This is a genomic window from Ekhidna sp., from assembly GCF_965228795.1.
Classification (GTDB): domain Bacteria; phylum Bacteroidota; class Bacteroidia; order Cytophagales; family Cyclobacteriaceae; genus Ekhidna.
This window is the reverse complement of the sequence record NZ_OZ245839.1, coordinates 849,587-863,555: the sequence shown is the minus strand read 5'-3', so window position 1 is coordinate 863,555 and position 13,969 is coordinate 849,587. Positions and strand designations below refer to the sequence as shown.

The window sequence follows — 13,969 nt, the reverse complement described above, 5'->3', positions numbered from 1 at the left end:
GGGTTATTCGCCTTTAAAATCAGCTTTACGCTTTTCAAGGAATGCGGCAACACCCTCCTTGAAGTCATTGGTACCAAAACAACCGGCGAAAGCATTTGCCTCGGTTTGATAGCCTTCTACGCCTGTTTCAAAATAAGCATTGACAGAGTCGATAACCAAACCAATAGCTAAAGGTGCTTTGGAGGCAATTTTTGAAAGTATTTCCACCGCTTTTGCATGAGCAGCTTCTTTGTCGGCTTCTACATAGTTTGCCAGACCCATTTGCTCTGCTCTCTCGGCTCCAATCATATCTGCACTCATCAAAAATTCGAACGCTCGGCCCTTTCCAATTAATTGAGTCAATCGCTGAGTACCTCCATATCCGGGAATTAATCCAAGATTAACTTCAGGCTGACCAAATTTGGCTGCTGAAACTGCAATTCTCATATGGCAGGCCATTGCCAATTCACACCCACCACCTAAAGCGAAACCATTAACTACGGCAATTACCGGAGTATGGCAATTCTCTATTTCCTGAAAAATCTCCTGTCCCTCCTCTGCAAACTTCCTCGCGTGCATTTCACTAAGACCAGTGAATTCACTAATATCTGCACCAGCCACAAATGCTTTTTCTCCGGCTCCTGTTAAAATAACGCCTCGAACTTCTTTTGGATTATCCTGGACGTACTGGAAAGCGTCTTTTATTTCGAGCATGGTAGCTCTGTTAAGCGCATTCATTTTACTTTCTCTATTGATAGCAATCGTTAAAATGCCATCAACTAAATCAAGTGCCAGATTTTCGTAAGATTCCATGGTCGATTGGTTTTTATTGAAGCGGAAAGAAAAAGCAAAATTGCCTTAATCAAAAACAATTGTCCTTTTCAGATTGCTAATCATTGTTTCCACCAGTTCAGTTAATCCATATTCGTGTTGCCACCCCCAGTTATTTCTAGCGGTACTATCATCAATGCTTCCAGGCCAGCTATCAGCGATTTTTTGTCTGAAATCAGGATTGTAAGAAATGGTAAATTCCGGATAATGCTTTCTAATCTCCGCAGCAATTTCTTTTGGAGAAAAGCTCATAGCTGCCAGATTGTATGAGCTTCGCACTTTCACATTTTCTTTGTCGGTTTCCATCAAATCGATGGTCGCTTTCACCGCATCGTCCATGTACATCATTGGAAGCATGGAATTTTCTGACAAAAAGCATTCATAGTGCTCACCTGCGATTGCCTTGTGAAAAATATCTACTGCATAATCGGTAGTCCCACCACCAGGCATTGCCTTGTATCCAATCAACCCGGGATACCTAAGGCTTCTTACATCCACATCATATTTTTCATGATAATATTCGCACCACCGTTCACCTGCTAGTTTCGAAATACCATAAACCGTATTGGGACTCATTATAGTGTTCTGTGGAGTATTATCCTTTGGCGTGTCCGGACCAAAAACTGCAATGGAACTGGGCCAATAAATTTTATTCAGTCGATCTTTTCCGGCTTCCAGTACAGTCAGCAGGCTATCCATGTTTAGCTGCCAAGCGAAATGCGGATTTTGCTCCCCTTTGGCAGACAATATTGCTGCAAGGTGATAAACCTGATTAATGCCATGCTCTTCAAGAATAATTTGAAAAGACTCTTTGTTGAGAATATTGAGTTTTTCGTAGGGCCCATCCTGTAAAAGCTCCACAGGATCATCCAATAGATCCGAAGCAATCACATTTTCAACTCCTTTTAGCTCTCTCAATTTTAGTGTGAGCTCTGTACCTAATTGTCCGCAGGCACCAATAATCAGGATTTTATCCATGGGTTAGTTGTTTATTCATTTCTTTTTTGGGTTTGCAAATTTACACGCCATTAGAAAACTGGCTTCCATTAAATTTGCCGTGATGGAGTTTGACGAATATCTGAAAGAAAAAAAGATCGATCCAAAGAAATTCAAATCAGGTGAACCTGATCAATACACGGATTTCAAACGGATATTTGATCAGATACATCCAAACAGCTTCACTCAACAAAAGCTTTTCTTAATTAATAACATTCGCCGACACTATAAACTGGAAGAACAGCAGGAGGTGAAAAAACCAAGTGCAGCTAAGGCGATGCGACCAAAAATTAAACCTTTAAAACCCAAAACAAGCTGATATGTACAAATCACTGAAGCCAAGACTGGAGAAAGAAATTGAAGAGATTAAAGATGCCGGACTCTATAAAAGAGAGCGAATCATTGCTTCTCCGCAGGCAGCTGACATCACACTTGAAGACGGATCTCAGGTAATCAATTTCTGCGCAAATAATTATTTGGGACTGTCCTCACACCCCAAAGTGATAGAAGCGGCTAAACAAACCATTGACTCTCACGGTTTTGGTATGTCATCTGTTCGATTTATCTGCGGAACACAAGACATTCATAAGGAGCTGGAACAAAAGATTTCAGAATTCCTGGGCATGGAGGACACTATTCTATACGCTGCAGCATTTGATGCGAATGGAGGTGTATTTGAGCCGCTATTAGGACCTGAAGATGCTATCATTTCCGATTCCTTGAACCATGCTTCGATCATAGATGGTGTAAGGCTATGTAAAGCGGCACGCTACAGGTACAAAAACAATGACATGGCTGACCTGGAAGAACAGCTGAAGGCAGCTTCTGATGCTAAAGTCAAAATCATTGTGACAGATGGGGTATTCTCAATGGATGGCACCATTGCGCAGCTAGATAAAATATGTGACCTGGCTGATAAATATGATGCACTCGTAATGACCGATGAATGTCACTCCACCGGGTTTATTGGCAAAACCGGACGAGGCGTACATGAGTACAGAAACTGTATGGATCGTGTTGATATTATTACAGGAACTTTAGGAAAAGCCATGGGTGGTGCTTCCGGTGGATTCACTGCTGCTAAAAAAGAGATTGTTGACATTCTTCGTCAGCGTTCAAGACCATATTTGTTCTCTAACACACTTGCTCCATCAATTGTAGGTGCATCGATTGCTGTAATTGACATGCTGAGTGAAACAACCGAGCTAAGAGACAAACTGGAAGACAACACCAAATATTTCAGAGAGCAAATGACTGCAGCCGGGTTTGATATCAAACCAGGTGAACACCCGATTGTCCCGGTAATGCTGTATGATGCGAAGCTGTCTCAGCAGATGGCAGATAAGCTATTGGAAAAAGGAATATATGTGATTGGTTTTTACTACCCGGTGGTTCCAAAAGAACAAGCCAGAATCCGTGTCCAAATCTCTGCTGTTCATGATCGCGAGCACTTAGATAAAGCGATTCAAGCATTTACAGAAGTAGGGAAAGAGCTCGGAGTGATATAAAAAAACAAAACGGCTCCCTTGGAGCCGTTTTTAACTTCTCTTCAAAATATTTGAAGAGAGCTGCCTTAGTTTGCTTTCTTTATTCGCAATCGAGTGATTTCATTAGCAATCTCAACTTCCAAAATGTACATCCCTTCATCAAGTGAACTTACTTCCATCTGATCTTTAACTCCACTTTTCGACCATACTACTGACCCATCTAATGCATATATTCTAATGTTGACAGGTTCATGATAATCTAGATTTAGAATATTTATGAAGGGGTTAGGGAATATGGAAATTGTTTCATCTAAAACTCCAAGAGCTGTTGCAGTAATTTCCAATGTCTGACTTACAGGCTCAGCTTGATTCCAATTGTCATCTCCTTGTTGAGAAGCGGTGATAGTAACCGTTCCTTGATCCAGAATAGCAAGACTATTCCCATCCAAAGAAGCGGGTCCCTCAACTTCAAACGATACTTCCAATCCGCTAGAAGCGGTTGCTGATAAAGTGATAACATCTCCTATTGAAGGAGTTTCTAAGTCATCAAAGGTGATCGTTTGATCTCCTTTTGATACGGTGAGCACCTGACTTACTTCCGTTGCTGCGCTATAAGTAGCATCTCCTTCCTGTGAAGCTGTTAGGGTGGTAGTACCGGCACCAACAATCGTTACTGTTAGTCCCTCAACAATTGCAACTTCTTGATTTGAGCTCACTAGTGTCACTTGCAAGCCGGAGGAAGCGGTAGCAGATACTTCAAAAGAATCTTCACCGAATGTTTTATCAGGCAATTCATCAAAGGTGATTTCCTGTTGAAGTTTACCAACACCAAATGTTAGGGTTTTTTCAACCGATAAATAATTATCATTACCAGGATGCGTCACCGTGATCACTGCATCTCCAGCTGAGAGAAGTGAAACCAAATATTCTCCAGGATTAGGGCCTTCACTCAATTCGATTACGTTGTTGCTAGTAACCTCAGGAGTCAGGCCAGAAGAGTTTGTTATCTGAATGAAAAAGTCGTCAAAATCTAAATCCAAATCTGCAATTACAGCAGGATTAAAGGTGATAACCTGAGGTGCTTTTTGTACCGTAAGCGTTCTATTTACGCTTGCTGCCGCATTAAAATTTTCATTTCCAGATTGTGAAACAATGATATTCGTTGAACCTGCATTTTTTATAGTTATGGTTTGTCCATCAATTTCAGCAACTGATTCATCTAGTATCACAATATCAACCGGAAGTCCCGATGATGCTGATACTTGCAAATCGAAATTTTCATCACCAAATGTTTTATCATCCAGTTCTGCAAAGGATATGGTTTGATCAGCCTTGTTGACTATCAGTTCTCTACTCACACTTGTAGCGGCACTGTATTCCTCATCTCCCGATTGAGAGGCAGTAATCGTTGCGGTTCCTGCTCCTACAATAGAAATTGTTTTTCCTGAAATTGTGGCAACATCCAGATTTGAGCTCTCGAGCTCAACCGACAGTCCCGAGGAGGCTGAGACACTCACTTCAAAATCGTCATCACCAAATGTCTTTGCGGGAATTTCTTCAAATGTAATTTCTTGAGTGAGTCCTGCAATGTTAAATGATAGAGATTCCTCAACGGCTAGGTAATTCGAGTTACCACTTTGAGAAACAGAAATAACAGCCTCTCCGGGTGACAGTATGGATACAATGTATTCACCTGCACTGGTTCCCTCAGAAAGGGAGATGATGTCATTGCTAGAAACATCAGGGGTTAACCCTGAAGAGTTTGAAATAGTCACAGAAAAATCATCAGCGTCAGGAGTTTTATCCTCAATTTGAGATGGATTGAAAGTGATAACCTGAGCAGCTTTGTTTACTTGAAGTGATTGTGTGACATCAATCGCAGCATTATAATTGTCATCACCAGCCTGTGAAGCAATGATATTGGTGGATCCGGCACTTTTGATAGTCACTGTATTTTCATCAACTTCGGCTACAAAAGTGTTTTCTATGGTGTAGGTAATTGGCAGGCCAGAGGTAGCTGTACCTTCTAATTCGAAGCTCGAATCACCAAATGACTTATCTGCAATTTCACTAAACGAAATGGTTTGATCTGCTTTACCAACTGTTAAGGTTTGAGAAACGGGTGTGGCTGGATTAAACTCATCATCTCCCGATTGACTTGCGGTAATGCTGGTTGTACCTGCACCTACAATTGTCACCTCTGACCCGGAAACAATGGCTACTGATTCATCTGAACTCATAAAGGTTACAGGAAGCCCACTAGACGCAGTTGCTGTAATCGAAAACAAATCATCACCAAAAATCTTATTTTGATCAGCACCCAAATCAAACGTTATGGTTTGATCAGATTTACTATCATCGATTACATTGAAAGATATCGTTTCTGTAGTTGAAGCGTAATCATCATCTCCAGCTTGTGCTGCTTCGATAGTGACCGTTCCAGATGAATTATAGGTAATATCATAAGTTCCCTGAGTTGAGGATTCCACTATTGTGGCATCCCCACTCAAAATAGATACTGTAAGAGGAAGTCCTGTATCTACTGAGATATCAAGTGCCAGTGACCCATCAGACAAATTTTGATCTGGAATAGGGTCTGGATCAAAAGTTATTGTTTGACTAGCCTTCCCGACCGTGAGCAACTGTTCTACTGATGGCGCAGCATTGAAATTGCTATTTCCTGCTTGAGAAGCCGTTAAGGTAGTTGTTCCACTACCGACAATAGATACTACATTTCCAGAGACCGTTGCTACCGTTTCATCGCTACTGGAAAATGAAACCTCAAGTCCACTGGTTGCAGAGGCTGCCAATGTGAAGTCTGCATCACCCAATGTTTTGTTAGCATCGGCACCCAGATCAAAGGAAATGGTCTGATTTTGCTTAGCTCCTGTTGAAACAGTTATCACATTCGAATTGGGTGTTTGACCGGTAGTGTTTTCGGCTCTTACACGATAATAGTATGTCTGATTCTCATTTAATCCATCTACCAATTGTGAAATTCCATCGACAATTAAATTTTCGAATCCGGTCAGGTAGCTGGAGAATTCAGCGTTATTGCTCACATCTATACGATAATTATCTGCTCCATCTACTGCTTCCCATTTAGCAGTAAACCTATCTGACAAGACAGATTCACCATCTAGGGCCACTGGCGTTACAGGTAAGGTGGTTAATGAAACAGAAACAGAATTAGATGAGGTACCGCTTACATTGACCGCTCTCACTCTCCAGTGATACTCGTCTGCATCATTGAGTCCGGTAAAAACATGACTTGTTCCGGTTACTTCCAAATCTTCAACCTCGGGTGTCGCAAATGCAGGGAAGTTGTCCAAATCAATTCGATAACTATCAGCGCCATCAACAGCATCCCACTGAGCGGTAAAACCAGATGATGTAATGTTGGAGCTTACCAAATTGGAAGGAGCAGCGGGACTATTTGGTGGAGCCGTAATCGTCCACCCTGTATTGTTTCCGTTATCATAGCTGTTAGTGGCGTTAAATGTAGCACCAGACACCTGACTGTCTTTTAGTTCGAGCCACTCTGCATTTACGGTATTTCCAGAAAGACTAGCTATCAAATGAGGCGTTCCTTCATTCAAACTTCTAAAGATGATATGGTCATCTGATGTACCTGATGCCACTAAATCATCGATATTCAAAATAGAACTTCCTACATCTTGAAACACAACTTCTACTCCTGGGTCAATAGAAAATTCATTCACCGTGAAATCACTTGCATAATAAACATCCACCTGGTTCTTGAATACCACATTTCCAAATGATACAGGGTTATCAGTTGCTATTTCAAAAGAATGAATGGAACGAACGGCACCTGTAAGAAATGTTGTTGGCTGAATAGTAAGCGTCCCTCCCGTAAAAGTATGAACTGGATCATCAACTAGCTGATAAGTCGCTACTGACATATTTGTATTTACAGCACTAAAACTTCCGCCATTTTCAGAACCGAAATCATCAGTCATTTTAAAGAAGACTACATCAAGGCTCTGATTGTCAGCTATCAATGCCCCATCGTATATGGTTAGATAGTCAAAATGAATCTCATCTCGTATGGTATAGGTTCCTGAACCTGTTAATGATACATTTTCTAGCCCAGTCGAACCATTTGAAGTTATGGTTTCGGAACCAATTGAAGTCAATTCAATATTTCCTTCAACTTTTACTCCTGCACTCAGAGAAATTGAACCAAATACATCTATTTCAGAAACTGAAAGCGTTGGTGAATTCGTAGCTGCTGAAAAGTCCAGGTCCTTTATCGTAATCGCATCATTATCTGTCACCTCCTGATTGGATAAACTAAAGGAGTTTTCATCAAAAATTACATTATCGAATGAACCCGGAAGCTCAGAGTGAAAGGTGGTCCCTCCGCTGGTTGTTGCCCAGTGAGAAAGATCGGTCCATTCTCCACCATCTCCTACCCAGAAGTAATCCTGACCGGTTGGAGCCGTAATATTCCAACCAGAATTATTACCACCATCAATACTATTGGTGGCATTAAACGTAGCACCTCCAGTTGCTATCATATCTGTGAGATCCAGGTAGGTCGTGTTAACCGTACCTGAAGCTACATTAATGGTGGCTTGTGTTCCGCCAACATCAGTTCGGAACTTAATAAAATTAAATTTGGTACCATCAGCTTGAAGAGCGGTCATCGTTTGTGTTTGATTCGCCTGGAAATCAATGGTCACGCCTGCATCAATAATTAGCTGATCGAATGTATTTGATCCATCGAGGCGAATGGTCTGCCCTGGATTTTCTATTCGTAACATAGGGTAGGTATGACCTCCTCCATTAAAATCTCCAAATGAGTCAAACAAATTGAACTGCTTCATTATCAGCTCAGTGCCAGACCCAAAATTCATATTTGTATTTCCTCTCCAATCTTCAAAAGTGATCGTTGCATCGGTTCCTGAGTTGAATGTTGAAGCCCCTAAAAGCAAGATATCTTCTGTATACATCGGCTTGCCATCTAAGTTTAGCGTGGCATTGTTCTGAACCAAAATGGTACCTTCCGAGGTAAGGTGGTCAACGATCGTCCAATCTCCATCGCCTTCAAAAGAAATGCGAGTTCGGTTATTACCGGTGTTTTTCCTGACTTCAGGATTATCTCCCATTGAAAAGGTCTCAGAGTTTGCAGATAAAAATGTAAGATCTACGTCATTACCGATTTCAACCAGATTTGACAGCACAACTGATCCATGAATTTGGATTTCATGTTCAGCACCTTCCAGAATAGACACGTCAAATGAGATGCCAGTCCAATCCATATCATCACAGATGGCCGTAACGTCTAAGGTAACTGATTGACCATCTGCAGAAAATGAGTTTGAATCAAAAATCACTCGATCATCTGATCCGGGCAAAACACCATAATTGGTTGAACCCCCACTAGTTGTAGCCCAGTGATTTAAATCACCCCAACTCCCCGAACCGCCGACCCAGTAGTAGTCTGATTGTGCGATAGCAGGTGTGAGAAATAGAATAAAAAGAATTTTGAATAAGGCTTTCATGGCAGCAATGAGTTTGATTAGGCCATGAATTTGTCTTACAATACATTCAACAAAAAGCTAGTTTTAGTGAACGACATAATGATTTTAGTAAACGACAATTAAAGTATTGCAAGCCTTTTAAGAAAGTCTTCTTTGTAAGCTCTTCCAACAGGAATCTTTATTTCCCCAATAAAGGTGTATCCTTCATGAATACTGGTGATCTTTTGAAAATTGACAAGAAATGATTTGTGAATCCGGATAAATCCGAATGGAGTTAATTGCTCTTCTACACTTTTAAGCGTGTGACTGACGACCAACTTCTTTCCTTCAATGTAAATATTAGCATAGTTGTCTTCGCTCTCTGCGTATAAGATTTCTGATGGATCTATGGCTTGAAGCTGACCTTGATTTCTTACAAAAAATTTGTCTGTTGAAACCTCAATGTTTGCATGCTTTTTTGAAAGGGCTAACTCAATATTTGCAATCAAATCTCCTTCATCAAATGGTTTCACCACATAACCACCCGGATTTGTTGCTTTAGCCCTAGCCAAGGTATTTTTATCATAATAGGATGTCAGAAAAACAAAAGGAATGTGATGTTTTTGATTGATGAGGTGGGCTAAGTGTATGCCATCTTTTTCACCTTCAATATTAATGTCCAGAAGTGCTATATCGGGCTTGTCCCCGCTTAATGAAAGTATTGCATCATCCGCATTGTCTACAATACTAAAAATGTCATATCCAGCTTTTTCTATGATTAGGGCTATATCATCTGCAATCAACGGCTCATCTTCCACAATCAAGACTGATGTTTTGCTCATGCTACTAATTTATATCTCGAAAGCACAAGGTTGACTCTTGTCCCATTTTCGGCATTCACATTAATGTTCGCTTTCAACTTTCTACCCAGCGACTGGATCATTTTCCACCCAAATGCATTTGAATGAGCCAATGCTTGCTCATCAAGGCCCTTGCCATTGTCGGCTACTACTACATTAAGATTCTCACCTTCCTCCTTCATTTGGATCTCGAGTAAACCATTCTTATCGTCCTCAAAGGCATATTTGATCGAGTTGGTGATCAATTCGTTGATAATGAGTCCTAGGGGAATGATTGTGTCGATATCCAGTTTTAAGCCATTTGTATTTACTTTCCAATTGATCTTTTCCTCATTTACACCGAATGCTTTGAACAATTCTTTCGATAAGTTCTCTAGATAATCTTGCACATCAACACCTCTTACATCATCTGCTGAATAAAGTTTCTGGTGAATTAATGCCATGGACTTTACACGTTGCTGACCTTCTTTCACAGCATCTTTTGCGGCATCACTTTCAAGGGAATCCGCCTGGAGGTTTAAGAGACTTGAGATTACCTGGAGATTGTTCTTTACACGATGATGAATTTCTTTTAATAGTATGTCTCTTTCATTCAATGATTTTTGTTTAATCCTATAAAGTCGATATAGTAACAAGGCAATGCCTATGACTAAAAGAGAAAAAATGATCCATCCATTTCTATCCCTCAAGTTCTTTTCTATTCTTAAATTTTGAATTTGATTTTCCGCGTTTAATGTCTCAATCTCCAATTCTCTTTTCTCTTTTTGATATAACTGCTCTAATTCGCTTGTCCGGCTGATTAATTCTTGGGAGATGAATTTTTCATTTAAATCGAGATACTTTTCCAGACTCTTAAGAGCACCAGCTGAATTCCCATTCTTTTTATTGAGTGCATAATCCAAATGATAATGCTTCAATGCGGTTTCAAGATATTTTTCTTCCAGTAAAACTTCTCTTGTTTTTTTGACATAAACTTCTGCCTGGTCGAAATCATTTTCCTCAAAATAGAATTCTCCAAGGTTGTGAAAAATCTGTGATAAAACATAAGGATCTTCATCTTCCAGAATTAGTGACTCAGCTTCCTTAAAGGCATTTATAGCTTTCTCTTTATTTTCTTGATTTTTATAGATGATTCCTAGGTTTACAAGTTCTGATTTGTAGGCGACCAAATCACCAACTTCCTTTGCCTTCTTTATGCACTTTTCTGAATAAACCAGAGCGGAATCATAATTGTCTTGGCGCTGAAAGATTGAACTCATGTTCGTATAGGTGTTAAGAAGACCTCTTGTATCTCCCAACCGTTCTTTAATCACAATTGAATTTCTGGAAACCTCAAGAGCATGCTCCAACTGATTGGTTTTCTCATAAATCCTTCCAAGATTATTATAAAGCCGTGACAAATTTGGTTCATCATTTAAAGCTTCGAATTTCGGTTTTGAAGCTAAATAATAGTACAATGCCGAATCAAGCTGCCCCTGGTAATAGAAGACTACCCCAACATTGAACAAAGAGGTCGCAACTCGCTTGGTATCCTCGTGTTGTAAAGCATAGTTGTATGATTTCGTGTAATAATGTATTGCACTGTCAAACTGATAGTTGTAATCAAACGCCCATCCAATACTTGTCAGACCCAGACCAATTGATTTTGGTCTCTCGGAAAGCTTTGCATATTGATAGCTTTTTTGAGCATGATGCATAGCAGAATCAAAATTAATTCCACACCATTGATAGCAGATTTCACTGTGTAGAAACGAGCGAAGACTATCAGATTTTGCGACATTTAATTGTGAATGCAGAGAAGAAATCTCATTCAGATCTTGAGCCCAAGCGTGGGCACTAAGAGTGAATAAAAAAAGAAAACTAACTCTGGACATTCAGTTAAGATACTGAATTTGAAAATTTTATGGGTTTAAATAGAGTAGATAGTTTTTTATAGCGAAATGAAAGATGATAGAGGGGGTCAGTAGGGTATTTAAGCGACCTCTTCTTTTACCTCTAGCTGAGGCTCTTCTTTTTTCTCCTTCTCTTTCTTGAGCTCTTTCGGCTCGTTGAGGTATTGATTGATTTGACGTCTGAGCTCCTGGGCGGAAATGTTGTGGAACACTTCACCATTTTGCATGGCTGATATCTGGCCTGTTTCCTCAGAAACGACAATAATAAACGTTTCTGTGTTTTCTGACATTCCCAGACCTGCCCTGTGTCTCAATCCGTATTGCGCAGGAACATCTCTTTCAGTAACAGGCAAGATGCATCGTGCAGCTACAATACGATCTTTATGGATAATAACAGCACCGTCATGTAATGGGCTGTATTTATTAAAGATTGCCAGAAGTAATCTCTTAGAGAGCAAAGAATCCATTGCATCTCCTGACTCAGCATAGAATTTTAAAGGAGAATCCTCCGAAAGCACAATCAGTGCTCCGGTATTTGATCCTGCCAATGACTTTACGGCCTCTACAATAGGTGTAATGTTGGCACGCTTTGCTTTCCCATTTTGTGACCAGAACCGAACATTCTTAAAAAATTTACCTTCTTCGAAAATATTCGTTCGGCCAACCAGCAATAAGAACTTTCTAATTTCTTGCTGAAAAAGAATGATTACTGCAAGCACCCCAACTCCCATGAACTGACCTAAAATGGTACTTAATAGCTCCATTTGAAGGGCATTTACCACCAGGTAAATCAGGTATATGGACAAGAAGCCAACAAATACTTTGATCGCTACACTTCCCTTCATCAACTTGTACACCTGAGCCAATAGGAATGTCACAAGAAGAATATCCAAAATATCCTTCCAGCCGATATCTAAAAATCCTATTTGAAATCCTAAAATCAACTCAGTTTACTTACAAGTTTAACCGCTTCAACAGCCTCTCTTACATCATGCACCCGCAAAATCTGTGCACCTTTTAACAAAGCTACGGTATTTAATACCGACGTACCATTCAAAGCTTCCTCAGCGGTCGAATTCAGTGTTCGGTAGATCATGGACTTGCGTGAAACACCCACTAACAGTGGCCGATCAAGGTGGTGAAAATGATTCAGCTTGTTGAGCAAATCAAAACTTTGTTCGGCGGTTTTTGCAAATCCAAACCCCGGGTCTATTATGACATCCTTAATTCCCAACTGGTTGCAATCACTAATAACGGACGAAAAATATTTCATCACTTCATTTAGCAAATCACTGTAATTAGTCAACTTCTTCATTGTCTGAGGAGTTCCACGCATGTGCATGGCTATGTATGGAACACCCATTTCTGCCACTGAAGACAGCATCTTATCATCAAGGTGACCAGCCGAAATATCATTCACAAGAGATGCGCCAGCACTCACGGCTTGTCTTGCTACTTCTGAACGGAACGTATCAATAGAGATAATGGCTTCAGGAAATCGATCGATGATCGCTTTGATAGGATCAACCACTCGCTCCAACTCCTCTTCAATTGAAACATCCTCAGCATCTGGTCTGGACGAATAGCCCCCAACATCTAAAAAATTGGCTCCTTCTTCCAGCATTTTTTCTGTTGTGCGGAGGATCTCATCCGAATCAACTTTTCTACTTCCTTTAAAAAAAGAATCTGGAGTTAAGTTAATGATCCCCATCACTTTCGGTGTGGATAGGTCAATAATTTCTCCTCTAATATTGATAGTATGTTTGGGGCTCAATGGATTAGTTTTGCTTTCACGTCAATAGTCGACAGCTTTCAGTCAACAGTTGTTTCAAAAATAGAGAACTGTGGACTATCGACAGCCCTGGAAAGTGCACAAAAAATGAGAAAAGAGACTGAACTGCAATACAAAGAAATCATTTCTGAATGCAAGGAGATTTTTGCAAAAAAGACCACAGACTATGGGACTGCATGGAGAATTCTAAGGCTGCCTTCCATTACCGATCAAATATTTATTAAAGCCCAACGCATCCGATCCATTCAGGAGAAAGGTGAAAACAAAGTAGGCGAAGATATTTCCAATGAATTCATCGGAATCATCAACTATTGCATCATTGCTATCATTCAAATGAAGCTCAATGGAACAGAAGAAATGGAAATTCCATTTGCAAAACTGGAGCCCATGTATGATGAGGTAGCCGATGATACCAGAAGCTTATTAACTGCTAAAAATCACGACTATGGAGAAGCATGGAGGGACATGCGCGTTAGCTCCATGACTGACATCATTTTGATGAAGCTGATGCGAGTAAAGCAAATAGAGGACAATGCAGGAAAGACATTAATTTCGGAAGGAATTGATGCCAACTATCAGGACATGATCAATTACTCCGTTTTTTGTTTGATTAAATTGAAAGAATCATAAAAACTGATTGATTCGT

The 13,969-nt window shown here is 40.2% G+C and carries 10 protein-coding genes; 3 read left to right on the top strand and 7 right to left on the bottom strand.

Annotation, left to right across the window (positions count from 1 at the left end; all coding sequences use genetic code 11):
* Positions 1 to 3: 3 nt before the first annotated feature.
* A complete protein-coding gene (locus ACQK2H_RS03965; RefSeq protein ID WP_425390175.1) occupies positions 4 to 792 on the bottom strand; it encodes an enoyl-CoA hydratase/isomerase family protein in 789 nt (262 codons plus the stop codon).
* A gap of 45 nt (positions 793 to 837) precedes the next feature.
* Positions 838 to 1,788, bottom strand: coding sequence for an NAD-dependent epimerase/dehydratase family protein (locus ACQK2H_RS03960; RefSeq protein WP_425390174.1), 951 nt, complete (start codon positions 1,786 to 1,788; stop codon positions 838 to 840).
* 82 nt (positions 1,789 to 1,870) lie between these two features.
* Between ACQK2H_RS03960 and ACQK2H_RS03955 the strand changes: the two genes are divergently transcribed.
* Together ACQK2H_RS03955 and kbl are read left to right on the top strand one after the other, a co-directional pair.
* Positions 1,871 to 2,125 carry a hypothetical protein gene (locus ACQK2H_RS03955; RefSeq protein ID WP_425390173.1) on the top strand — a complete coding sequence of 85 codons (255 nt, stop codon included), beginning with the start codon at positions 1,871 to 1,873 and terminating at the stop codon, positions 2,123 to 2,125.
* 1 nt (position 2,126) lies between these two features.
* Positions 2,127 to 3,314, top strand: coding sequence for a glycine C-acetyltransferase (gene kbl, locus ACQK2H_RS03950; RefSeq protein ID WP_425390172.1), 1,188 nt, complete (start codon positions 2,127 to 2,129; stop codon positions 3,312 to 3,314).
* 65 nt (positions 3,315 to 3,379) lie between these two features.
* On the opposite strand, the gene ACQK2H_RS03945 is transcribed toward kbl, so the two are convergent.
* From ACQK2H_RS03945 to folP, 5 genes are all read right to left on the bottom strand, one after another.
* Positions 3,380 to 8,821: a fibronectin type III domain-containing protein gene (locus ACQK2H_RS03945; RefSeq protein WP_425390171.1), complete on the bottom strand. Its 5,442-nt coding sequence runs from the start codon at positions 8,819 to 8,821 to the stop codon at positions 3,380 to 3,382.
* A 98-nt stretch (positions 8,822 to 8,919) separates the two neighbouring features.
* On the bottom strand, positions 8,920 to 9,621 hold the full coding sequence (locus ACQK2H_RS03940) for a LytR/AlgR family response regulator transcription factor (RefSeq protein ID WP_425390170.1): 702 nt from the start codon (positions 9,619 to 9,621) through the stop codon (positions 8,920 to 8,922).
* Complete coding sequence (locus ACQK2H_RS03935; protein ID WP_425390169.1) at positions 9,618 to 11,336, bottom strand: tetratricopeptide repeat-containing sensor histidine kinase; 1,719 nt, start codon at positions 11,334 to 11,336, stop codon at positions 9,618 to 9,620. The genes ACQK2H_RS03940 and ACQK2H_RS03935 overlap by 4 nt, the downstream gene beginning before the upstream one ends.
* A gap of 275 nt (positions 11,337 to 11,611) precedes the next feature.
* Positions 11,612 to 12,475 carry a diadenylate cyclase CdaA gene (gene cdaA / locus ACQK2H_RS03930; RefSeq protein ID WP_425390168.1) on the bottom strand — a complete coding sequence of 288 codons (864 nt, stop codon included), beginning with the start codon at positions 12,473 to 12,475 and terminating at the stop codon, positions 11,612 to 11,614.
* Positions 12,472 to 13,305 carry a dihydropteroate synthase gene (gene folP, locus ACQK2H_RS03925; RefSeq protein WP_425390167.1) on the bottom strand — a complete coding sequence of 278 codons (834 nt, stop codon included), beginning with the start codon at positions 13,303 to 13,305 and terminating at the stop codon, positions 12,472 to 12,474. The genes cdaA and folP overlap by 4 nt, the downstream gene beginning before the upstream one ends.
* 105 nt (positions 13,306 to 13,410) lie before the next feature.
* On the opposite strand from folP, the gene ACQK2H_RS03920 reads away from it, so the two are divergent.
* Positions 13,411 to 13,953: a DUF1599 domain-containing protein gene (locus ACQK2H_RS03920; RefSeq protein ID WP_425390166.1), complete on the top strand. Its 543-nt coding sequence runs from the start codon at positions 13,411 to 13,413 to the stop codon at positions 13,951 to 13,953.
* The last annotated feature ends 16 nt before the right edge of the window (positions 13,954 to 13,969 follow it).